Origin of the sequence: Corynebacterium sp. KPL2825, assembly GCF_037908445.1 — a bacterium.
GTDB lineage: Bacteria > Actinomycetota > Actinomycetes > Mycobacteriales > Mycobacteriaceae > Corynebacterium > Corynebacterium kefirresidentii.
Map to the genome: position 1 here is coordinate 47820 of NZ_JBBMGI010000005.1, position 23511 is coordinate 71330.

The window sequence follows — 23511 nt, forward strand, 5'->3', positions numbered from 1 at the left end:
CTAACCTGCCGCCACACCGAGCCAGGCGATGCCCGCTAGCGTCAGCGCCAGAGTCAGCCAGGGGCGGTGATAGAGGAGGCCGGCAATGATCCAGGCGTAGGCAAGCAGCGTAAAAAGCGGGCTAGCGGGGATGGTGACCACCGGAAGGTGGGCCACGCCGTGGGCGATGGTATTAATCCACCACGAAAAGGGTTCTATAAGGCGCAGCAAGCCCGCACCTAGCACATCGAGTGGACCGAGCTGGGCGAAGACGGCGGCGATAAGCCCCACGATGGTAATCGGCACGGTGGCGGGCTCAACCAGGATATTGGCCAACACGGAGACCACGGAGACCTCGCCGGACATGAGTGCGACTAGCGGGAGGGTAACGATATCGGCGGCAATGGCCACAGCGACCGCGCGCAGAAAAATGGCGGGCCAGCCGGTTGTGGCCAAGTGTTTATAAATGAGCGGGCTAAGCGCCACGATGCCGAGCGTCGCCGCGCAAGAAAGTGCGAAACCAAAGTGCACGGCGAGGTCGGAATCCACGAAGAGCAGGGCAATGATGCCGAGGCTAAGAGCATGAATCGGCTCCATGCGCGTGGAATTAAGCACGGCGAGCAGCCCCACCAGCCCAGCCACGGCCGCGCGCTGGACGGAGGGCTCAAAACCCACGAGCACAACATAGGTGGCCAAAGCACACAGAGAGGCAGCCACGCGGGCGCGTGGCCCCAGCGCGAAGGCGGCGCAGACCATGGCTGCGGCGGAGCACACGATGGCGACATTTGCACCGGAAACTGCGCTTAAGTGCGAAAGGCCGGTGATGATATACAGGTCGCGCTCTGAAGAGCTTTGCAGGCTAGTATCGCCGAGCACCATGCCAGGAATCAGGCCCTGGCTAGAAGGACCGACGGTATCTACAACCAGCGCGCGAAATGTGTCGGACACGTGGGCCGCCCAGCCGGCTAGGCCTTCGGGCTCACCGGTTACCTGCACGTCTGTGGCAGTGGCGCTGAGCTTTCCGACGCCCGCCCTATCCGACTCCCTCACCTCCACCCTGGCCGTGAGTTCGGCGCCCGCAGCGGCCGGGACCGGTTCCGAGCTAAAGACCGGCAGTTGAGTCGGATACCCTGGCACCTTGAGCTTGAGCAGCCAGCCGCCCGTGCTGGTCTGCGTCGGCGCGGTGGTCAGGCGGCCGGTAACCTCGGTGCCGAGGTCGAACGCAGCGGCACGGGCCTGGCGCACCGCGGCAACCAGCGCCGCGGCTGTCGCGACCATTCCGGAAAATAGCGCTTGGCCCCATTGGCGGGCGATCAGGCAGCACCCGACGACCGCCGCAATGATAAAGATTGCCCAGCCACGGCCGCCTAGCAGCACAGCAACGACAGCCAGCCAAGCGGTGGCCGCGCCGGGGACGAGCCGCAGTTCTCGCATCGCGTGCTCGTACTCAGCTTAGAGCTGGACCTGGTCTTTAAGCTGCGCTAGCTTCGCCGGTCCGATGCCGGTGACCTCGAGTAATTCCTCAATATCTTGGAAGCCGCCATGTTCCTCGCGGTACGCCACGATAGCTTGCGCGGTGACCTCACCAACGCCCTTGAGTTCTGTAAGTTCCTCCGCGGTGGCGTTATTCAGGCTCACGCCGCCGGTACTGATGCCGTTTCCGCCGGATGGGGCTGGTTCGCCGGGTGCGGGAGGTGGGGCGGCGCCGGAGGGAAGGATGTGGAGCTGCTGGCCGTCGGAAAGCCGCTGGGCATGGTTGAGCGCGATTGTGTCTGCACCGGGAAGGGGTTGAGCGGCGTCGAGGGCATCGGCGACGCGCGCGCCGGGCTCGAGGGTCTGCAAGCCGGGCTCGGCCACCTCGCCAATGACAGAGACGATGATTTCACTGGGCTCTGCACTGGGTGCAGTGCCAGAATCACCGCTTATTGCCGCAGGCTCGGGCATGCCCGAGGATTCATCGGAGCGGGCGTTGATGCCAAGCCACGCCACCACGCCGACGACGAGAATGACCGCCACGGCGCAGGCTTGCCACGGGCTAATGCGCAGACGCGGGCGAGGATAATCGACGGCGAGGAGCTCTTCCTCACCGGTGGGTTGGGTAAATTCGCGGAGTCGTTCGCTAATCTTGGGTGCCGCCATGGCGCTGAGAATAAAGCCGTGGGCGCTAAGGCAGTAGGTACAGCGAAGGCGGGCTGTGGATAACTTGTTGGGGACGTCAACGAACCCGGCGCACTGGGCCTAGTTATCCACAGAACGGCGCGGTGGGAAGGCGCGTGGTCGACCACGCGTGTGAGGATGCGCTGGATCGGCGGGAGGCTCCGAGCTAAACACCGCAGATACGCCGATGGCGGAGGGGCCGACGTGGACGGAGAGGACGTCGTTAAGCGGGGTGCAGATAAAGGACGAGCCCTGCGGCAGGGCCGCTTCAAGCAGCGCCTCCAGCTTGGCGGCCGCGCCTTCGGCGTGGTTGTGCTGGATGGCGACGAAGACCGGCTTCCCGTTGGCGCGGGAGGCAATGAGGTCTACTAGCTTGGTAAAAGCCTTGGTCTGGGTGCGGGTTTTTCCCACCAGCTCCAGCTTGCCGCGGTTAATCGACATGATCGGCTTGGTGGCCAAAAGCGCCGTAGATAACACGGCTGTGGCCGGCGAAAGGCGGCCGGAGCGGCGCAGATCCTCCGTGGAATGCAGGTACACCCAGGTAGCCGCACGCTTGAGGGTGTCCATGGCCGCAGCGTAGCACTCCTCCAAGCCGGCTCCGCGGGAGGCGACCTTGGCTGCGGACATGGCGGCCGCACCCATCGCCATGCCGGCCGACCCGGAATCAATCACCCGCACCGTGTGCGGGAAAACGCCCGAAGCAGTCACTGCGGCGGAGTAGGTGGAAGAAAGCTCTTTGGATAGGTGTATGGCCACCACGCCATCATCCTGAGAGCGCTCCATTTCGCGGCCATAGGCGGCTGCCAGCTCCAGCGCGCTTAATCCCGAAGTAGATTGCTCCAAGCCATCCTTGCCGTGGCGTTCCATGAGGTGGAGGTCAATGACGGTGATGGATAGCTGCTCCGCCAGCTCCCGGGGCAGGCCCGCAGCGGAATCCGTAATGACGCGAACCGCCACTAGATATCCGCCCCGCCATCCCCGGTGACCTCGCCGCCCATATTCCAACCGTCGAAGTACCACTGGGCATTACCCACATTATCTGGGGTGAAGTCTAGCGAGGACAGCGGCGCTGCCGGGTTAAAGTCCGGGCGAGCAGTCAGCTGCGACCAGTGGGTATTCTTCAGCCCCGAAAGGATCCCGTACTGCGCGTGGTCAAGGCCAAGCAGGTGGCAGGTAAGCGCCGAGATGGCCCCGCCATGGGCCACGATGAGGACGGGGCCGGCGTCCCAGCCGGCAAAGTCTTCCATGAGCTCATCGATGACGGGGCGGGCACGCTCAGCCACGTCCACGCGAGACTCCCCCTCCGGCGGGGCCCAGGTGGGATCGTGGCGCCAAATGGCGCGCGCGCCTGGAAACTCCGCATCTACCTCAGCAGAGGTTCTGCCCTGCCACTGGCCCAAGTGAGTTTCGCGCAGGCGGGCATCCGTGCTGAAGTCCACGCCGAGGGCTTCGGCGACGACGCGGGCGGTTTCCTTCGCACGAATGAGATCGGAGGCAACGATTTTGGACACGCCCTGATCCTGGAGCAGGCGCGCGGCAGCGCGGGCCTGCTCATAGCCCAGCTCAGACAGCTCGGTATCCAAGTGGCCTTGCATGCGGCCGGTGGCGTTATAGGTAGTTTGTCCGTGGCGGATCAGGATCAGGCGGCGACTCATATGGGTTTAAAGCTCCTCGTCCTCACCTGGGACCTTATCGGCCAGTGGGAGCTCGTCGATGGAATCTACCTCACGCGGGTTGACGCCATTGGTCCATTCGCCCGGACGCTCCGGGGCTTCGATGCCCTCAATCTCCAGTGCCGGGCAATCATGGTAAAGGCGGTCCAAGCCGTAGAACTCGCGCTGGTCATTGCGCTGGACGTGGACGACGATATTGCCGTAATCCAGCAGCACCCAGCGATTTTCGCGGTTACCTTCACGGCGCTGCGGTTCAAAGCCCTGCTTGGTCATCTCATCTTCGACTTCATCCACAATGGAGCCCACCTGGCGCTCGTTATCTGCAGAAGCCAGCACGAAGACCTCAGTAATTGCGAGGACATCGGAGACATCAATAGCCGCGATATTGGTGGCTAACTTTTCTTGCGCCGCGTGTGCCGCGGTTTCTGCCATGCTGCGGGCGAGATCAGAAGTAGACAATGTGTATAAATTCCCTTTTCGCGTCTGAGTGCATTCGAAATGAACTATCTCTAGTGAGAATCTATTCTTGCACGTTTAGCAGGCCCGTGCCCAAAATCTGGGAAAGGCCGTGAAAGTTTCTACAGGGGCTTGTCCGGGTTGGGACCGTAGAGATTGTTTTTGGTGATGTACTGCACCACTCCATCCGGTACGAGGTACCACACGGGCTGGCCTTGGGCAGAGCGCTCGCGGCACGCGGTGGAGGAAATGGCCATGGCGGGGATATCGATGAGGTCAATATCCTCTTGCGCATCGGCAGGCAGCATATCAGCGCTTAATTCGTATCCTGGGCGGGTAACCCCCACGAAGTGCGCCATCTCCAGCATCTCTTCCCAGTTATGCCAGCTCATAATGGAGGCCAGAGAATCGGCGCCGGTAATGAAATAGAACTCCGCTTCTGGGAAAAGCTTACGCAGATCCCGCAGCGTATCGATGGTATAGGTAGGCCCCTCGCGGTCAATATCTACCCGCGAGACGGTAAAACGCGGATTGGATGCGGTTGCCACCATCGTCATCAAGTAGCGGTGCTCGGCCGCAGTGACCTCGCGGTGAGACTTCTGCCAAGGCTGACCTGTGGGCACAAAGATGACGCTATCGAGGGCAAAGCGATGCGCGGCCTCACTGGCGGCTACCAAGTGACCGTTGTGGATGGGGTCAAAGGTGCCACCCATGATGCCAATGCGCTGTGGGCTAGTCATGGGTGGTGATTATAGTCCCCGGCCGAGGAGGGAGTAAGCAAGGTGGCGAGGGAGTCGGCAAAAGCGGCGTCGCCAAGCGAGGGCTCTACAAAATAAGAAGCATGGCGAGCTGCCTTGGTAGCCAGCGCGTCGTGGGCGGAGGCGAGGTTCAGGTCGCAAACGAAGTCTCCGTCCAAGCAATAGTTAAGGCGGCGCGAGTCCGGCAATGCCGCAGGTTGTAAGAGCAAATGCTGCGGTAGCCAGCCCGCCATACCGTGGGGACGGCTGAGGGGATTGCCCAGGTAAACTGCCCCCGCGAGCTTGCCTCGTTGCGCAAGGTAGCGCTCCGCGCTGGTAGCGACAATGGCGCCTTGGGAGTAGCCAGCCGTAATATAGCGCGGCTGGCAGCCTGTTTCGCGCTCATACTTTTCCACCACGCGCGGAGCGTTGACCATGCCGGTGCGCAAACTATGTACAAAACCAACGGTGACCGAATACGCCAGCTCGTGCAACGGATGCTCCATCACTACCCCACCGAGGCGGCGAATAAGCTGGAGCGGATTCAACTGTTCACCTTCCTGCGCCAGCGGCGGCAGGTTCATTGACGCCGGGTATGCCTGGGGGTCAAGGGCGAGGACATGGACTTTATCCATCGTGCCGGGATGGCGTTTTTCCACTAGATGAAAAAGCGCGGAGAGGTTTGCCCCTTCATAGCCATTCGACGGCGCGGCATGCGGCGAATACTGCTGCGGTCCGAAATACTCGCCGTATTCCTCATTCTGGTCGGAGCCACGAGCAGCCAAAACAACGAACTCGGGACACCCAGCAGGCTGCGGCGATGGGGCGGATTGTGCTGCTGCCTGGGGCACGACCGGGGCAGCATTCGCGGTGGCGGCGGCGGGGGCTATAGAAACGGCAAGCGCCGCCGAGGCGCTTAGGGCGACGGCGGCACGGAAGAAAGCAGATCGAATCATGGCGGGGAGAATTATGGACGGGTCTGACCTGTACCCTGCAGGATCCACTTAGAAGAGGTGAGCTCCGGCAGCGCCATTGGGCCACGGGCGTGCAGCTTCTGGGTGGAAATGCCGATTTCGGCGCCCATGCCGTAGACCTCGCCATCGGTGAAGGCGGTAGAGGCATTGAGCATCACCGCGGCGGCATCCACCTCGTTGCCGAATTTCACTAGGACATCGGCGTCTTGCGCGGCGATGGCCTCGGTGTGGCCAGTGGTGAACTCGGTGATATGCGCGATGGCGCCATCTACGCCGTCGACCACCTTGGCGCAGATATCCATAGATAGTGACTCCTCGCGCCAGTCTTCATCGGTGGCCTGCACGGCATCCTTGACGCCGAAGGCCTCGAGCTCGGCGACGTCGCCGTGGATGGTCACGCCAGCATCCTGCAGCGCGGCGATGATGCGGAGCTTGACGGAGTCATCCAAAGCGGCGTCGATAAGCACGCACTCCGTGGAGTTGCACACGGAGGTGCGGCGGGTCTTGCCGTTGATGACCATGTCGATGGCCTTATCAATGTCTGCAGAGGCATCCACGTAGAAGTGGCAATTGCCGGTGCCGGTCTCAATGGCGGGGACGGTGGCGCCGGTAACGACGGCCTCAATAAGCTTTGCGCCACCACGCGGAATAACCAGGTCCACCAGACCACGGGCGGTAATGAGGTCCTGGACGGAATCGTGCGTCTCGCACGGCAAAAGCTGCACGGCCTCGCGCGGCAGGTCAAACTCAACGAGGGTATCCTGCAAGATTTCTACCAGCTTGGTGTTGGAGTTGCGGGCGGATTTGGAGCCACGCAATAGCGGCACATTGCCGGACTTGATGGCCAAACCGAAGGCGTCCACGGTGACGTTCGGGCGGGCCTCATAGACCATGCCCATGACACCGAGCGGCACGCGCACCTGCTTCATCTGGATTCCGTTATCCATGGTGCGCCCCTGCAGGATCTCCCCTACCGGGTCCTGCAGGCCAGCTACCTGGCGCAGGCCGCCGGCAATGCCTTCCACGCGCGCGGCGTCGAGAGACAGGCGGTCAATAAGGGACTCGGACATGCCGCGTTCGCGGCCGGCATCGATATCCTGCTTATTGGCGGCGAGAATGGCTTCGGTGTGGGCAATGAGGTTGTCGGCTGCGCGCTGCAAGATCTCATTCTTGCGCGGCGTGGACAGCTGCGCCACAACGGGCGCGACTTCCTTGGCAGCACGGGCTTTGGACAGAACTTCTTCGCGTTCAGTGTTGCTCATGTCATACCAGCCTAACGAAAGGCCGCGCGCTTTTCAGCCAGTTGGGCGGCAAGCACCCGCACGGTGGTGTCCTTATTGGCCGAGCTCGCGGCTCCGCTTGTCGGATGCCCGGCGGCGGCGCTTCTCGTCCTTCCGCTCGAACATGAGGTATTCCTCTTCGTAATAGCTCAAGTTATAAACGTGGCGGGCTCCGGCCGAGCATATAAAACAGATAATCGGGATAACCCAAAAATAGGACCAGTGGAAGAAGAAATAGCCGAGCACAACGGAAAGGATGGTGGCCGCCCAGGCAGCATAATCGACCGCCTGTACCTTCTTCCGGCGCTCCTTCATATCCGCGACCTCGGCTTCGGTGGGATTAAAAGAGCTCCCTTGATAAGAACCGTCTTGTGAGGCGGCGTTGTCCATTAATAACCCGCCTGAATATCGACTTCCGTGGGGATTGCTTCACCTGCGGAGTAGCGCTCCATGACCTGTACTGTATGCGAGCCGATGCGCCGGCGCACCGAATAGGGAGGGTTGGCCAGGTGCGGGGTGATGACCACGTTAGGCATGTCCCACAGTGGGTGCCCATCGGGCAGCGGCTCAGGGTCGGTGACATCCAAGCCAGCGCCGGCGATGTCTCCTGCCCGCAAGGCTTCGACTAGAGCATCGGTGTCCACCAGTGGTCCGCGGCCAACGTTAATAATCACGGCGTGATCGGGCATGGCACGGAAGGCAGCGGCATTAAAAAGCCGGTGGGTCTCGTCCGTTAGCGGCGCAAGCGCCACGAAATAATCGGCGGCTGGCCAGACGCGCTCAATATCGGCGGTGGCGAAGGTTTCATCGGCACCCTCCACTGGGTTGCCGGAGCGATTGACCGCGATTATGCGTGGTCCGAAGCCTTCCAGCATACGAATAAGCCGCTTGCCGATGCCCCCGGCGCCCACCACCGCTACCGTCTTATCTTCAAAAAGGAAGCTGGTATGAGCCTCAACCTCATCGCGGTTAGACCAGCTAGTCCCCACGCGCTTATGCGCATGCAAGTGGGCGAGCAGGAGCGCAATGGTAGATTCCGCCACGGTGGCGTCATACAGGCCGGCGGCATTAGACCAGCGGGCGGTGGTATCACGCATGACGTCGAGCAGGTGATCCACCCCAGCGAAGGGGACCTGCACCAGGCCCACGCTCGGTGGCAGGGGCTGTGGGAAGTCGTCCGGACCGCCGTTGAAGATGAGAACCTCGGCGTCATCCAGTGGGGCACGCTCGTGGCCGGCTGCATCGAGTGCCTGCAGGGTTTCTTCCCACGGGGTGGGTAACATCGCGTACTTCATTAGTAGCCGGCCTCCACATCGACGCGGGTGGGCATAGCCTCTCCCCTCTCCCACGCCGCGGCATTGGCGTTGAAGATAGCGCCCAGGTGGTACTGCGCCACGTGCGCGGAAGCAGCCATGTGCGGCGTCATGGTGCAATTGGGCAGTTCATAGAGCGGATGGCCATCAGGCAGTGGCTCGGGATCCATAACTTCCAGCCCGGCGCCGGCGATCTCACCATCGCGCAGGGCCGCCACTAGATCGTCGGTTACTACGGTGCTGCCACGGCCGACGTTGATAAAGATGGCGGAGGGTTTCATCGCGCGGAAGGCGGCGGCATCGATTAACCCCTCGGTGTCCTTGGTCGCAGGCAGGATACAGAAAATGAAATCGGCCGAGCCCCACACGTGGTCGGCCTTATCCATGGGCACGACCTCATCGGCGCCTTCCACCGAGCGGCCGGAGCGATTGACCGCGGTAATGTGCACTCCAAACGGTTTAAGAAGCATAATAAGCTGCTTGCCGATGCCCCCAGCGCCAAAGATCGCTACCTTCTTCGGTCCTTGCTGGTTATAAAGCCACGCCTGGGTTTTATCCAGCTCCTGCGCTACCGACCACGAAGCGGCCTGGGCGAAGGCTTTGTGGTGGTGCGCCTGTGAAAGTGCCAGGCCAAGTGCAGATTCGGCCACCGGCTGGGCAAAAGCGCCGGCGGAATTGCACCACGGTACGCCGTCTGGGGTGATGACGCCGGCATCAATGAGCTGGTTTACGCCGGTAAAACAATGCTGCACCCAACCGATGTTCTCCGGCATCTCGGGGATGCGGCGCGGGTTGGGCGCATTGTTGATGTAGACCTCGGCATCTTCGAGGCTATTTACGCGTTCGTGCCCGGCAGCCTCGATATCTTCTACCATCGGTTGCCAGGTGTCCGGACCCATGAAATATTTCATGCCCCAACCATACGGGGAATCAGGGACTTGGGTTTAAATACGGGAGGCGAAGTTGGAGAGGTAATCGGCGTGAACAACTGAGCGGCGCTGCTCCTCAGGAAGTTCTTCCATCTTCTTTCCCTTAATACCGTGCAGTTCCTCGGAGTCGAAACGGACTTCGCCACGTCCGATGACCTCGCCATTCGGACCGAGGATATCGATGATTTCGCCCTTGGTGAACTCGCCTTGCACATCGGTAATGCCCACGGCCAGCAGTGAATTACCGCCCTCGGTCACGGCTTGTTTAGCGCCTTCATCGAGGCGGACGGCTCCGCCGGTATCTGCGCAGTAAAGTGCCCAGAACTTCCAGGCGGAAAGCTGGCGTTCCTCGCGGGTGTGGAAGACGGTGCCCACAGAGGCGTCGGCAAGCGCGGGGCCAATATTATCCGTGGAGGTCAACAGCACCGGAATGCCGCCGCGGGTTGCCAGGCGGGCTGCAGAGACCTTGGTGGCCATACCACCGGTGCCCACCTTGCCGCCATCGCCAGCTACAACGCCCTTCAAGTCCTTGCCGGTGCGCACTTCATCGATGAACTTAGCGTCCGGCTCGGCCGGGTTCTTGTCATACAGGCCATCCACATCGGAGAAGAGGAAGAGCGCATCAGCACCCACCAGGTTGGCCACCAGCGCGGAGAGGCGATCGTTATCGCCAAAGTGCATCTCCGAGGTAGCCACGGCGTCGTTCTCGTTGACGATAGGAATGGTACGCAGCTGGCGCAGGCGATCAATGGTGCGCTGCGCGTTGCGGGCGCGATCGCGGTGACCAGTATCTGACGCAGTCAACAAAACCTGGCCGATGGTGCGCTGATAGCGAGCAAAGGACTGGCCCCACACATAGGCCAAGTGCACCTGGCCTACAGAAGCGGAGGCCTGCTTGGTAGCCAGATCGGTGGGACGCTGGTGCAGCCCGAGCGGCCCCATGCCGGCGGCGACCGCACCAGAAGAAACGATAATGACATCGGAGCGGCCCATGCGCGCATGAACGGCATCGACGATGTGATCAATCTTTTCCTGTGAAACACGGAAATTCTCATCCGTGAGAGAAGAGGAACCAATCTTGACCACGACGCGCTTGGCGTGCGCGATCTCGTGGCGAAGTTCAGATTCAAAACCGGACGCTACCGGGTTCTCATCGAGCGGTTCTGGAAAGGGAGTATCGGCGGTAGGCCCGTCAAAAGGCTCTACCGGAAGTGGAAGGATGGGCTCTTTCTGTTGATCAGAAGACATGCCAACCGAGTCTACAAAGCGCCCCCTCTTATACACCCCAAGAAGAGGGGGCCTACCGAGCTAGCCTTGCCACCTATCCCGATTAGCACCCTCGCGAGTGACCTCTTCGTCGGTGCCGTAATCGTATTCATCGATAAGACCACGGCGTGCCTGAGAGGCACGCTTGCGCTCGGCGGCGGAAACGCGGCTAGTGCCCTTCAAACGGGCGTCCTCGCCGCGGCTGGCCATCGTCGGATCACCGCCAGTCATCGGCTCCCACTCGAAGGTAATGCCGCCGATCGTCACCGGACAGCCTTCCACAGCGCCCTGCTCGCGCAGCTCTTCCTCCACGCCGGCCTTGGCCAAGCGGTCCGCCAAGAAGCCCACTGCCTCATCATTTTCAAAATCAGTTTGGGTAATCCAGCGATCAATCTTCTTGCCCTCAACAATGAAGCCACCCTCGACCTCAGGGTCGGCCTTCACGGTGAAATCAGCAAATACACCGGTATGCTTCTTATGGCCCTGGGCCTTGGGATGGATAACGGTGTGGTTCTTATCCTTCTTTGGCAATGGCTGGGCCTTGCGATGCTCGGTCACCATATCCATGAGCCGGAACTTCAGCGGATCCAGGCCCTTGCGAGCGACGGCCGAAATAATAAAGACAGGCCAGCCAAACTTCTCTTCCAGATCACCCTTGACAAATTCCGCCAGCTCTTCGGCCTCAGGCACATCTGCTTTATTCAAGATGATGACGCGGGGGCGCTCACGCAGATCCCCTAAACCAGTATCTTCCTGCAAAGCCCCTTGGTATTTTGCCAGCTCACTTTCCATCGCCTCAATATCGGAAACGGGATCACGGCCGGGCTCAATGGTGGCAGTATCGACCACATGGGCAAGCACCGCCGTGCGTTCAATGTGGCGCAAGAAATCCAGGCCTAGGCCTTTGCCATCGGCCGCGCCTGGGATAAGCCCCGGCACGTCCGCGATAGTAAAGGAGCTATCTCCCATATCCACCACGCCCAGGTTCGGCTGCAGCGTAGTAAAGGGGTAATCACCGATCTTGGGCTTCGCGGCCGACAAAACCGAGATAAGCGAGGACTTACCAGCCGATGGAAAGCCCACCAGCCCTACATCCGCCATGGACTTCAGCTCGAGGATAAGATCATGGGCCTGGCCCGGCTCACCCTGGAGAGCAAAACCCGGTGCCTTGCGGTTCTTTGAGGCCAATGCCGCATTGCCTAGTCCGCCGAAGCCGCCTTCTGCGGCCACAAACCGCGTTCCCGGAACGGTAAGGTCCGCCAAGGTTTCGCCCTTTTCAGTGCGGACCACCGTGCCCGCCGGGACCTCCAAAATCAGGTCCTCGCCGCGAGCACCATTACGCATATCGCCGGCTCCATTGCCGCCGCGTTGCGCCTTAATATGCGGGCGGTAATGGAAATCCATAAGCGTATGGATTTGTTCAGAGACCTCGAGAATGATGTCACCGCCGTGACCACCATTGCCACCATCCGGGCCACCCAATGGCTTAAACTTCTCGCGGTGGACAGACACACAGCCGTGTCCACCGTCACCTGCTTGCAGGTGCAGGACAACGCGGTCAATAAAACGTGCCATGGTCAAATCCTCCGTGCATTGAATAGTTGTCCTACTCAGTGTAATGCGTATCCTGGGCTGGACTCCAACCGTTTAACATAATGTGAATATTGAATATTCTTATTAGGAGGACTTGGATTTTGCTAGGTAGACACCTAGTACCCCGCTTGGTGGAGAAGAAATGAACTGTACCACCATGCCTAAATACTCCGAACAACTCAAACGTGGTGCTATGGTCCGCTCAGAGTACATTGAAGTCGCCCGCTTCCTTCAGCTTCAGCGAGGTTTGTTGAAAACGTTCCCGCCTTTATTTTCAGGCCCACTAACACGGCACCAGCAAACGTTCCGGCACTAGAGCTTTGCGCGATATTGCCTATGGGTGAGGGCCAATTTCGAGCGAATCCGCCAGGTAGAAAATCATAGAGTTGCACGAACAACAAGATATTTTGCAAAAGGCCGCAAATTCTTTTGAGCAAAGAGACATGTGGACAATAGAGAGTGTCTGATGGTTTGTAGGCAGATTCCCAACCTGCATGAAGAGTTAGACCAGAATGACTACTGCGACACGACCAGATCTAAGCTTATAAGACCACGACTCATGCAATTGATAAGAAGCTTCTTGCCCACCCTAAAATTGCGAAACACATTGACAGCCTAGAAACGACCACCACGGCTGCCAATAACCTAGTTCGACGCACGTTACAAACCGCAATGACCAGAGACTAAAACTGCCGCCGAAACCGACAATTACCGCAACGAGCCGTACAAAGACAGCGGACAGTAACTACAGCCCAGCCACATTGATATCCCTATGAGATTACCACTCGTTTAGTGGACCCTATTCGTACGGATTTTGTGCCCGTAGGAGAAAATGATCATTGTGAGCTAACAGCGCAAGAAGTACACGCCGGAATATCGGCGCAAAGCCACGAACCTAGTATTCGAGTAAGAGCGCCCGGTATCTTATGTGGCTAAGGAAATCGGTGTTTCCGCCGAGCTTTAGACCAGCGGGGCATACTCGAGCGTGAACAAACCTCCCGGCTGATGCGCTTGGCCGACAATTCTGGCAAGGCAAAGGACGCTCACCTATAACAACGCGCAAGCCCAACGCGCCAAATTTGCGCCAAACCTAGCCAACCATGAGTTTAAACCCCAATGCCCCTACAAACTGTGGATGACCGACATAACAACCGCGCGCACAAAGAAAGGCTTTGTGTACACCGCGATTGTCACTTATACGTTTACTCAACACATTGCCGGATCGTCGTAATCAAAATCCATGCGCACCGAAGCATTGCCGCTGCATGCTTTCAACCCAGTGATCTTATCCGCCAAAGAAAAACAGGTTCGGTGCACCATTCCTACCCCGGCTTGCTGTAAGACTACGTTGTCTACAACAAACAGCTTCCCCGGCAAGGAATCACTCCTTCCACCGGAACTGTCGGGAACTCTTACGACAATGCTCTAGCCGAAAAATTTTAATGGTTCCTACAACCATGAACTCATCCATACTCACAGTATGTGATAATGCTGCCGATGCGGAACCTCCAAAACCCAAATGGTGTCGTGATGGAACAAAACCAAGCTCCACGAAAAATTTAAGACACCCAGACCCAGCCGAGACGGAAACCGAATTATCCAAACCAGAACCCACCACAGGAAATAATAAAACCCCAAGGCAAAAGCCAGGAACAAAACTCGGGCCACTTCAGTACCGAAAAATTTACCCCACTTGCCCTAAGCAACATTGCTAGTCAGGCAAATGGGGTAAATACGCAGTAGACCAAGTATCCTTTTGACACCTGCGGTCTACTTTGGCAGGTTCTTAAACGAACATACCAATGAGCTGGGAAGCGCCGTCAGCAATATTTACAAACGGCTCAACAATAGCCTTAACAACCTCTACGACTGTATTGGAAACGCTGGATAGCTCGGACACAACGCTGGATAGCTCGGACATTTTGACTCCTTCAGGAATTAGGATACTTGAATTATTTTATTCGGACTCGGACAGCGGGTTGATCACATCAACAGCATTTTCAAGATTCTTGCCAGAGAAGATCTCGGTCACGCCGGACAGAATCTTGTACCAACCTTCTTGGGTGTTGACGAAGTTGTCCAAGTGAAGCTGGATGGTGGATAGGTAATCCTGGATGGTCGACAGGTCAAAGTTCATACTCATACTCCTCGGTATCCTCTGGAGAACTTTCAGCCCAGATAGGGTTCGATTGCAGGACCGCTCTCACGTCCCACTAAAGGTATTCTGCCATAAGGTGACAATTCCGCAACAGAAATTCTGCTCCACAAACTAATTGCACCCCCTTTCAACTAGGAAATCATAATGCTAACCCAGCCTCAGTTAAGCCTATACTCATCTTTTGGGAATTCAACAGCGATTATGTAGCCCGCCTTTCAATTAAATTGAAGGATAGGTTAAAAGAGATAAACGCGTAGGTTAACTATCCGCGTTCTAATTTAAAAGTCTTTATTTTTACCTAGCGCCCAAGCACCCCCAATACCCCCCCTTATAGGGGGTTAATCTGTACGCTTTATTCCACTGAACAGTTGGCTCTTCTTAATAGCTTCTCTTCCGATTATGTTCCTGCGGGCCTTTTACACGTTGGCAAATCAGCTTTTTATCCTTTCTGACGTGCCGCAAATCCCCAACTGAGCGACCGCTCTCTACAGAAATCAGTGGAGATCCCTTAAGACAACAAGGGTTTCCCTTGCGACACACTATACGTAGGGATATTTTTATTTGATTCCATCTGCTGGCCTACAACCCGTCAGGTGTAGACCACATCCTTCACCAAGTCTGCATTGGCGCCACCTACACGGCAGCTGCTCCATACCTACCATGCACTGCACGTCATGAGCATCGCTCCCCGTTAAGATCCTACTTATATGCCAACAGCCTACACAGAAATATAAGAGTATGTTACGAGATCTAGCGGCCACATATACCGCAAGTCTCTCTTGCTAACCTCCTTCAGACCGCTACCATCTGACTCAGACGTCAAAGGGAACGAGCTACCCCAGCTACAACAACGCTGTCCTACAACAAGGTGGTGCAATAATCTTCTGAACTCAAGATAGCAATTGTTTTAGTAAACCCTTTGTTTACTTCGGAGGCACTACATAGCGTATGGTTCGCTCTACTTGAGCGCCCATTTGCAGACTGGTTATCAACACCTAGGATGAGATCAGCTACACAAAGACCTGGTACCGCCCAGTCGGAAATCATGACCGTAGGATCGACATACCGCTTGCGGGCGCGCTTCGCGTGCCACGAGGTCGACGTTGCGCGTGATCTCGACGTAGTGCAGCAGCGACTTCTTTTTCGACTCGTATTTAGCCTGGGAAAACAAAGGTTGATAGCTCCTTTCAGGACACACGTACGTAGCCTCATCACCGGGATAGCAACTACGCAACCACCCGCACATCTGCTGCGGCGAGTACCTATCTTTCACCATCGCCCAGACCGTCTCACGCAAACGTGGATTGGCATCAATCCTGCGCTTCCGGCGTAAACGTACTCGACGCCGATTTACGGTGCGCATATGTGGGAAGATACACCCCAAACTCGTCCCGGTTACGCTAAAGCTTCTTGCTGATAGTGCTAGCAGAGTGCTGAAAACGCCGAGCTGTCTCACACACGCTTTTACCCTGCCGGTCAAGATCAAAGATGAGCTCACGCTTTCTACCGATAGATAACGCGAAGAAATATGCCTATCAATTCGCTCTTGTGGAATAGCCAGGCCTGGGGCTGCTTGGCGGCCAACGACATACGGGATTACCTACATAAGCTTGTTATACAGCGCCAAATCCGGGCCAGCCGGGACAAAAGCACATGCCCAGTGGAAATTTTAATAACGCCTGGTCCATATCAGCAACATCACGCGGATGAATTCCACAAGCTAAAGCTACATCTTTGAGACCTACACATTCACACAGTTGCATATAACCACACCGGCGCGTAGTTACACATCTTCGCGAGCATGCGCATTGCGCTTCCACAACCCAAGCTCATTACCAGTCCGATAAACCGGACTAGAGCTTATGGAAAGCGGGCGCACAAAATGCATCGGTTCCACACCTTCAAGCCGCAATCAGGCTATCGCCTGACTGTCACACAGCTAGTACGCCTGCGATGATTGCGCGGCAAGTCCAACTCACCAGCAGGCCGATAAGCAACAGACTTTGCTAAACCATCCACACCAGCAGCCACTCAGAATGAACCACCAACCTGATCAACGCTGCAAACGGCGACATAATAGGAGAAACTGGACCCAATTCGACTCCACACAATAACCCCACCGACAACAGGTGTTCCCCGAGAAGCAGAATCCGAGAGCCCTTTTACAACAGAAAATCCCCAAGCCCTTCACACTGCTGTGGGACGGACTCGAGGATTAGCCTAATCGGACTGAAGTTAAGCAGTCGCTTCTGCAGCAACCTCTTCAGCCGGGACGATGTTGACCATACGACGGCCACGCTTGATACCGAACTCAACGGAGCCAGCTGCAAGCGCGAACAGGGTATCGTCGCCGCCGCGGCCTACGTTCTCACCTGGGTGGAACTTGGTACCGCGCTGACGCACGATGATCTCGCCGGCATTAACCTGCTGACCACCGAAGCGCTTGACGCCGAGACGCTTAGACTCGGAATCGCGACCGTTGCTGGAGCTGGAAGCACCCTTCTTGTGTGCCATGTGGTTTTCCCTCCTTCAGGGATAATTACAGCCGGTTAAGGCTTACTTGATACCGGTGATCTTCAAGGTGGTCACAGGCTGACGGTGGCCCTGACGCTTCTTGTAACCAGTCTTGTTCTTGTACTTCAGGATATCGACCTTCGGGCCCTTACCCTGCTCAACGATTTCTGCGGAAACAGAAACCTTCTCCAAGTCGGAAGCCTTGGACTTAACATCGGCGCCATCGACGAGCAGAACCGGGGTGAGAGCTACGGCAGAGCCTGGCTCACCCTCGATCTTCTCGACCTTGACGAGGTCACCTTCAGCAACCTTGTACTGCTTGCCGCCGGTCTTGACGATCGCGTACATAGAGGGTTACCCCTTATCTAAACTCGCTCGGAAGCAACCGGGGAGGCCGCGTTCCGAATGGACACTTACATATTGCGTTTAGTTCTCGCGCGAACATGCCCGTACAACTCACTGAGTGAGTGTCGGACTGATCCAGCGCTGTGAGTACTAAACAGCGACTGTCAAAGACTACCCTGTAGCGGGCACAAAATACAAACCACGCTTTTCGTGCCCGCGTGGCGTAGCCCTAAGACTTGCTTCGCCGTGCTACGCGGCGCCGCCCGCGCCCAGATTTAGCTGAGGCTTTTTCTGGGTGGACTCCGCTCGCCGCAGGCTGCTTCTGGGCACCGTTATCCTGTGCTTTTGGGGCCCTCGCTCTTGCCGACGTCCCCTTTTTGCGCACCGCCCTCTTCTTGCCACGGCGCAAGACCTTGGAATCGCTCGAGCCCGCCCGGTTCCCAGAACCGGTGCGCTCCGGCGAGCCTTCCTGTCGCGTCGAACGGCCCGACTCGGCCTTCGTTGCCTTCGGGTTCTCTGCTACGGCTTTCTTAGGGGCAGCCTGACGCACGGCACGGCGACGCCCCCGCCCCTTGCCGCCGGGGCGCCCAGCGCGCGTAGTGCCTACGGCCTTTTCATGTCGCTGCTCGGCCGAGCCGCCCGCCTGCTCGTGCTCCTGCGTCTTCTCCTTTACCTCGTGTGGCAGGCGCGAGGAAACACGGCTTTGGGCTTGTCGAGTGCGCACCGTGCGACGGCGACCACGCCGGCGGCCCTTTCGCTCCCCGCGCGAGTCCTTCTGCCCCTGTTGTTCTGCGGCCTCGCTTGCGTTACCGCCATCGGATGCGGGTACCGCGTGATCGGCCTTGGGTACGGCAGACTCCTGTTCACCGGCAACTGCGAATTCCTGCGGCTGTGGACGCCTATCAGAACGCGAATTGCCGCGTGTGCGGCGCTTGCGGCGCGGGGAAGCCTCAAACTCGGCCACAGCCTCTTCATAGGTCTTGCCTGCTGCAGACGCCGTGGCTTTCTGCTTGCTGCCTGCGCCAGCGCGTGTGGCCTTAGAGCGACGGGTCGCCCGGCGCAGCTTCTTGCCGCGTTTGGAGCCCGCCCCAGCGTCTGGGTGGGCCTTAGCGACGGCACCCGAGTCCGCGTCCGTATCCGCATCGGGGACGTAGGAATTAAATTCCTGTACCTCGTCGCTTTCCGCAGCATTATCCGCCGCAGCGTATGCGATGGCCTCGATATCGGATACTTCAGTCTGGGTGTGCTTGCGAGCCCGACGGCGGCCACGGCCGCGTCCGCGCTCCTTAGCGCTGTCTCGGTCTCCGCTGTGCGTGTTCTGATCAGCGTGCGGCTCGTCCGCACCGCGCTCATCCACAACGACGTTAGCTACGAGATCCTCCAGCGACGTCTTTGCGGATTCCCGTGCGGCGTCTTCGCTCTCGGTGCCGTAGACCGGCGCCTGCGTTTTCTTAAAGCGCTTGGGCTTGGAATCGCTTTCAGGGGCGTCATCAAGCTCGTGCTTATGCATCGCCACCGCAGCCGGGTGCTGCTGCGGATCATGAGTCTGCTTTTTGTGCGACTTGGACTTGCGCCCAGAGTGCTTCGCGCGCGAATCGTCCTCAGCCTCGTCCACCGGGTACTGGTGAATGATGATCCCGCGGCCATGGCAGCACTCGCACTCGGTAGAGAAGGTCTCCACCAGCCCGGTGCCCAGGCGCTTACGGGTCATTTGCACCAAGCCCAGAGAGGTAACCTCAGAAACCTGGTGGCGGGTGCGGTCGCGGCCCAAGGCCTCCTTCAAGCGGCGCAGGACCAAGTCCTGGTTTTCTGGCAAGACCATATCAATAAAGTCCACCACAATCATGCCGCCCAAATCACGCAGGCGCATCTGGCGCACGATTTCTTCGGCCGCTTCGAGGTTATTGCGGGTTACCGTTTCTTCTAGGTTGCCGCCAGAACCGGTGAACTTGCCGGTATTTACGTCGATGACGGTCATGGCTTCGGTGCGGTCAATCACCAGCGTGCCGCCGGATGGCAGCCATACCTTGCGCGAGAGGGCCTTATGCAGCTGCTCGTCAATGCGGTGGACCTCAAAGGCATCCTGCCCGCCGTGGTCCTTAGCGCGGAAGCGCACCACGCGATCCGCAAGGTCAGGCGCCATGGAATCGACGTAGGCGCGGACGGTATTGAACGAACGCTTGCCATCGACGACGAGCTCGGTGAAGTCCTCGTTGAAGAGATCGCGCACCACTTTGATGAGCATGTTCGGCTCTTCGTACATGGTCACCGGCTTAGCGCCCTTGGAAGACTTTTCCTTCTTGGCGTGGGCGATGATGTCCTCCCACCGGCTGTGCAGGCGATTGACGTCGGTAGCGATCGCCTCTTCCGAGACATTTTCGGCAGCGGTGCGGATAATCGCTCCCCCATCGCCCGGCACCACGCGGCCCAGGATATCCTTCAAGCGCTTGCGCTCCGGGGCGGGCAACTTGCGGGAAATGCCCGCGCTGCGGCCGCCTGGCACATAGACCAGGTAGCGGCCGGCAAGGGAAATCTGGGTGGTCAGACGCGCGCCCTTATGACCAATTGGATCCTTGGCCACCTGAACCAATACCTGATCGCCGGACTTCAGGGCGTTTTCTACCTTGCGGGCGCGCCCATGCAGCTTGGTCTTGCGCCAATCGATTTCACCGGCGTAGAGCACGCCATTTCGGCCCTGTCCGATATCTACGAAGGCCGCCTCCATCGAAGGCAGGACGTTTTGGACGCGTCCTAGGTAAATATTGCCAATCAGCGAAGCCTGGGACTCGGTGGTAACGAAGTGCTCGACCAGCAGGTCATCTTCTAGCACGCCCACCTGCGTGATGATTCCGGCACCATCCTCGCGCTCCTTATCGCGCACCACCATGGTGCGCTCCACGGCTTCGCGGCGGGCAAGAAACTCTGCCTGGGAAACAATGTGCTGGCGGGTGCGGCCCTTTGCGCGCAGTTCCGCGCGGCGGCGCTTTTGGGCCTCGATGCGCGTGGAGCCACGGATGGCCTTCGGCTCGTCAATGTATTCGGGCTCGGTAGCCTGATCCTCACGGTTCGAGCTAGCGCCGCGTCCGCGGGAGGCGCCGCGGCGACCTCGACGACGAGCCTCGGATTTACCAGAACCACGGCCGGAGCCCGGCTGCTCACTCACTTCCTCGGCAACATCGTCGCTTTCGGAGTCATCGCCGAAGAAATCTTCCTCCGCAGCGTCTGCAACTAGTGCGAAGGCCGCTGCATCATCTTGCTGTGGGGCCATAAAGATCGGCGCAAAGTCATAGTGCCCGGATTCTTCCTCAGATTCAGCGCGCGGGACAATGTGCGGGGCGTAGTAGTCATCCTCGAAATCCTCGCCGGCCTCCGCAAGCGCTTCGTGCAGCTTCGCCGCATCAACTGTGCCGTTATCGAGTGCACTCGCCGGCGCTTCTTCCACCTCATCCGCGGATTCCGCCGCTGCGGCGTCTTCGGCAGCTGAGTCGGTATCGGCTGCGGCCTTGGCGAGTGACTCTTCTACCTTGTCTTCGATTTGGGAGATCTCATTATCCACGTTCTTGCGCACGCGGTGGCGCAAGCGTTCTTCGTCTTCCGCGGGCTGCACCCCCGCTGCGTCGGTCTCGGCCGAGTCTTCGGACACTGGGGCTGCGGATTTGCGAGTGGCCTTGCGTGCGCGCTTGGCGCGCTTCTTCGCCGGCTTCTTCTCGGGTTGCTTGCCTGAATTATCTTCCTGCGGTACAGCAGCATTGTCTGCGGACTCCGTGTCCGGTGCGGCGGTGGAGGCTTCGCTGGTATCGCCAGAGGGGGCATCGCCAAGCGCCGCGGCTTGAGCCACAGCATCGAGCACCTGGCCTGCTTCCTCACGGGTGAGGGAGCTTTGCGCGCTCTTTTTTAGCCCCATGTCTTTGAGCTGCGCCACCAGATCGCGCGAGGCAAGCCCCAGCTGCTTGGCAAGGGCATAAACGCGGACCTTGTCTTTGAGCTGGCCGCGGTCCAAGTTCTGGGCCAAAGACGCCGCCGCCTTGAGGTTTTCAGTTGTTTCTTGAGAGTTCTGTGCCACCATGTTCGGGCTTACTCCTGTACTTCGTCTGTTTCAGGCGCTATCTCGGGCGCAGGCACAGCCATGGACTGTACCGCCGCCGCGCGAGGCATTTAGCGCGCTATAAAAGTTTGTGGGTATTAAGTTATTACGCGTCTCGTACGCGCTCATTACCATTGTGTCACAGAAACGCAGCCAGGCTGTCAGGCGGTGTTATGTTGACAGGGTGGCAGAACTAGCACGAATCCCCGCCCGCGAGCTGGCGCAGTATCGGCAGCGCAATGAAATCCCTGTACGCTCGGCGCTTTACTTCGGCGTACCGGCCGGCTTTGCCATTGGATTCGCCAACACCGGCGTGGATTATATGCTGGTAGGAGCCGGTATTTTTGCCATCTTTGCGGTGCTGGGGTTAGTGCACCTCATCCGCAACTACCCACGCGGCATCAACGCCGCGCGGGAGGAGTATCGCGAGGGCGACTATCCCACCATTGCCTATATCGCCCCGCTTATCCCCATCGCCGCGCCGCTGGCCATGGCTCCACTAAGTGCAGCCGGGCTAGTGCCGGAGGTAGAACTTGCCCCGCCCATTGCCGGTGTCCTGTCAGGGGCGTGGTGGGCGTGCGGCTTGCCTTTGGGGCTGTGGGCAATGTTTTCTCAATCCTTTCGGATTGGCCGGCGGCGCATTAACAAGATCCTGGAAAAGGATCCGCTTGAAGGAGTAACCGAGGCTCGCCTAGTGCTTGCCGACGCCCACGTGGACACCCTCACCGCCCTCATAGCCGCCGGCGCGGTGCAGGGAAATACGGTCTCCGCTAAGGCCCTGTCCACATTCATGCAGGTCGATCTCGACCTAGTATGCGAGAACCTTGATGAATTGGCACAGGCGGGCCTAGTGAAACTTGACCGCATCGCCTTGCGCTCTGCGCCCAAGGATTGGCAAAACACCGTCACACCGACCGGGGTTCGTTGCCTCTACCAATTGGGCAAGCGTTAACGCGGCAAGCTTTCGTCTCCTGGAAATAGCTTCGGCCCTATCCAGAGCATGACGTACACGAGTCCCACGAGCACGGGAATCTCAATGAGAGGTCCGATGGTGCCGGCGAGCGCCTGTGCAGACGCCGCTCCAAAAGTGCCAATGGAAACCGCGATGGCTAGTTCGAAATTATTACCAGCTGCGGTAAACGCAACGGAAGCGGATTGCGCGTAGTTCATTCCCACGACCTTTGCCACACCCAAAGCTAGGAAAAACATTCCAACGAAGTAAATGACCAACGGAATCGCAACCTTGATCACCGCCGTGGGCTGCGCTACCAACTGTTCTCCCTGGAGGGAGAATAGCAACACAATGGTATATAGCAAGCCGATCATCGCCAAGGGAGATACTGCCGGAAGGAAGCGGTTTTCAAACCATTCGCGGCCTTTGGCTTTCTCACCCCAGACCCGTGAGAGGACACCAAGCAGCAGTGGCACTCCCAAAAATACGAGAACCGCCGTGACGATGGACCAGAAAGAAAAATCAGCAGAGGTGGTATCCAGGCCTAGCCAACCAGGAAGAACCTGCAGGTAAAACCAGCCCATAACGCCAAACATAGCTACTTGGAAAACGGAATTAATAGCCACGAGAACAGCGGTGGCCTCTCGGTCGGCACAGGAGAGGTCGGACCACACCAGGACCATTGCGATACAGCGGGCTAACCCAACAATAATCAGGCCGGTTCGCAGCTCGGGCTGGTCGGCAAGAAATATCCACGCCAGGGTGAACATCAATGCAGGCCCCACCAGCCAGTTCAACACAATCGATACCACCATCAATCGGCCGTCGGCAGCAATGTCTCGGGTCTTTTCGTAGCGGACCTTAGCCAGAGGCGGATACATCATGACTAGCAGACCCAGTGCAATCGGAAGAGAAATACCGCCTACCTCTAGGGCAGATAGTGCTTCTCCAATACCTGGCAGGAAGTGGCCGATCAATAGCCCCACAGCCATGGCCATGATGATCCAGACGGGCAGGAATCTATCGAGAAATGACAATTTTGGGCTTTGCGGAATGGCCATAGCTCTCCTTGCGCGACGAGGAATTCACATTTCAAGGCAG

General features: G+C 58.5%; 21 protein-coding genes. 1 reads left to right on the top strand and 20 read right to left on the bottom strand.

Annotation, left to right across the window (positions count from 1 at the left end):
• The 19 genes from WMQ00_RS05200 to WMQ00_RS05290 form a co-directional block, all read right to left on the bottom strand.
• Positions 1 to 1413 (bottom strand): ComEC/Rec2 family competence protein, encoded by a 1413-nt coding sequence (locus tag WMQ00_RS05200; RefSeq protein WP_340440742.1) that lies wholly within the window; start codon positions 1411 to 1413, stop codon positions 1 to 3.
• 18 nt (positions 1414 to 1431) lie between these two features.
• Entirely contained in the window at positions 1432 to 2118 is a 687-nt protein-coding gene (locus WMQ00_RS05205; RefSeq protein WP_200288744.1) for a ComEA family DNA-binding protein, read from the bottom strand.
• 99 nt (positions 2119 to 2217) lie between these two features.
• Positions 2218 to 3093 (bottom strand): DegV family protein, encoded by an 876-nt coding sequence (locus WMQ00_RS05210; protein ID WP_023020949.1) that lies wholly within the window; start codon positions 3091 to 3093, stop codon positions 2218 to 2220.
• On the bottom strand, positions 3093 to 3791 hold the full coding sequence (locus WMQ00_RS05215) for a histidine phosphatase family protein (protein WP_200288743.1): 699 nt from the start codon (positions 3789 to 3791) through the stop codon (positions 3093 to 3095). The genes WMQ00_RS05210 and WMQ00_RS05215 overlap by 1 nt, the downstream gene beginning before the upstream one ends.
• A 6-nt stretch (positions 3792 to 3797) precedes the next feature.
• Complete coding sequence (gene rsfS, locus WMQ00_RS05220; protein ID WP_179387589.1) at positions 3798 to 4241, bottom strand: ribosome silencing factor; 444 nt, start codon at positions 4239 to 4241, stop codon at positions 3798 to 3800.
• 146 nt (positions 4242 to 4387) lie between these two features.
• On the bottom strand, positions 4388 to 5005 hold the full coding sequence (nadD, locus tag WMQ00_RS05225) for a nicotinate-nucleotide adenylyltransferase (RefSeq protein ID WP_023020946.1): 618 nt from the start codon (positions 5003 to 5005) through the stop codon (positions 4388 to 4390).
• Positions 5002 to 5958 carry a cutinase family protein gene (locus WMQ00_RS05230; protein WP_340440743.1) on the bottom strand — a complete coding sequence of 319 codons (957 nt, stop codon included), beginning with the start codon at positions 5956 to 5958 and terminating at the stop codon, positions 5002 to 5004. The genes nadD and WMQ00_RS05230 overlap by 4 nt, the downstream gene beginning before the upstream one ends.
• Positions 5959 to 5969: 11 nt before the next feature.
• Complete coding sequence (locus WMQ00_RS05235) at positions 5970 to 7238, bottom strand: glutamate-5-semialdehyde dehydrogenase (RefSeq protein ID WP_200288741.1); 1269 nt, start codon at positions 7236 to 7238, stop codon at positions 5970 to 5972.
• 72 nt (positions 7239 to 7310) lie between these two features.
• On the bottom strand, positions 7311 to 7646 hold the full coding sequence (locus WMQ00_RS05240) for a hypothetical protein (protein WP_023020943.1): 336 nt from the start codon (positions 7644 to 7646) through the stop codon (positions 7311 to 7313).
• On the bottom strand, positions 7646 to 8551 hold the full coding sequence (locus tag WMQ00_RS05245; protein ID WP_200288740.1) for a D-isomer specific 2-hydroxyacid dehydrogenase family protein: 906 nt from the start codon (positions 8549 to 8551) through the stop codon (positions 7646 to 7648). The genes WMQ00_RS05240 and WMQ00_RS05245 overlap by 1 nt, the downstream gene beginning before the upstream one ends.
• Complete coding sequence (locus tag WMQ00_RS05250; protein WP_200288739.1) at positions 8551 to 9480, bottom strand: D-isomer specific 2-hydroxyacid dehydrogenase family protein; 930 nt, start codon at positions 9478 to 9480, stop codon at positions 8551 to 8553. Before WMQ00_RS05250 ends, WMQ00_RS05245 begins: the two co-directional genes overlap by 1 nt.
• Before the next feature lie 33 nt (positions 9481 to 9513).
• Positions 9514 to 10746, bottom strand: a complete 1233-nt coding sequence (gene proB / locus WMQ00_RS05255) for a glutamate 5-kinase (protein WP_034660157.1) — start codon at positions 10744 to 10746, stop codon at positions 9514 to 9516.
• A gap of 60 nt (positions 10747 to 10806) precedes the next feature.
• A complete protein-coding gene (gene obgE / locus WMQ00_RS05260; RefSeq protein ID WP_200288738.1) occupies positions 10807 to 12339 on the bottom strand; it encodes a GTPase ObgE in 1533 nt (510 codons plus the stop codon).
• A gap of 1804 nt (positions 12340 to 14143) precedes the next feature.
• The gene (locus tag WMQ00_RS05265) at positions 14144 to 14278 is read right to left on the bottom strand and encodes a hypothetical protein (protein WP_023020938.1); all 135 of its coding nucleotides are present in this window, start codon (positions 14276 to 14278) and stop codon (positions 14144 to 14146) included.
• A gap of 36 nt (positions 14279 to 14314) precedes the next feature.
• Entirely contained in the window at positions 14315 to 14494 is a 180-nt protein-coding gene (locus tag WMQ00_RS05270) for a hypothetical protein (RefSeq protein WP_023020937.1), read from the bottom strand.
• A 1421-nt stretch (positions 14495 to 15915) separates the two neighbouring features.
• Positions 15916 to 15975: a hypothetical protein gene (locus WMQ00_RS05275; RefSeq protein WP_234288187.1), complete on the bottom strand. Its 60-nt coding sequence runs from the start codon at positions 15973 to 15975 to the stop codon at positions 15916 to 15918.
• Between the two features lie 775 nt (positions 15976 to 16750).
• Positions 16751 to 17029: a 50S ribosomal protein L27 gene (gene rpmA / locus WMQ00_RS05280; RefSeq protein WP_005324079.1), complete on the bottom strand. Its 279-nt coding sequence runs from the start codon at positions 17027 to 17029 to the stop codon at positions 16751 to 16753.
• 42 nt (positions 17030 to 17071) lie between these two features.
• The gene (gene rplU / locus WMQ00_RS05285; protein ID WP_005324077.1) at positions 17072 to 17377 is read right to left on the bottom strand and encodes a 50S ribosomal protein L21; all 306 of its coding nucleotides are present in this window, start codon (positions 17375 to 17377) and stop codon (positions 17072 to 17074) included.
• Between the two features lie 226 nt (positions 17378 to 17603).
• Complete coding sequence (locus WMQ00_RS05290; RefSeq protein WP_340440744.1) at positions 17604 to 21440, bottom strand: translation initiation factor IF-2 N-terminal domain-containing protein; 3837 nt, start codon at positions 21438 to 21440, stop codon at positions 17604 to 17606.
• Positions 21441 to 21642: 202 nt separating this feature from the next.
• On the opposite strand from WMQ00_RS05290, the gene WMQ00_RS05295 reads away from it, so the two are divergent.
• Positions 21643 to 22410 carry a hypothetical protein gene (locus WMQ00_RS05295; RefSeq protein WP_200288736.1) on the top strand — a complete coding sequence of 256 codons (768 nt, stop codon included), beginning with the start codon at positions 21643 to 21645 and terminating at the stop codon, positions 22408 to 22410.
• On the opposite strand, the gene arsB is transcribed toward WMQ00_RS05295, so the two are convergent.
• Complete coding sequence (arsB, locus tag WMQ00_RS05300) at positions 22407 to 23471, bottom strand: ACR3 family arsenite efflux transporter (RefSeq protein WP_239207916.1); 1065 nt, start codon at positions 23469 to 23471, stop codon at positions 22407 to 22409. The two genes, WMQ00_RS05295 and arsB, sit on opposite strands and share 4 nt — an antisense overlap.
• Positions 23472 to 23511 lie beyond the last annotated feature (40 nt).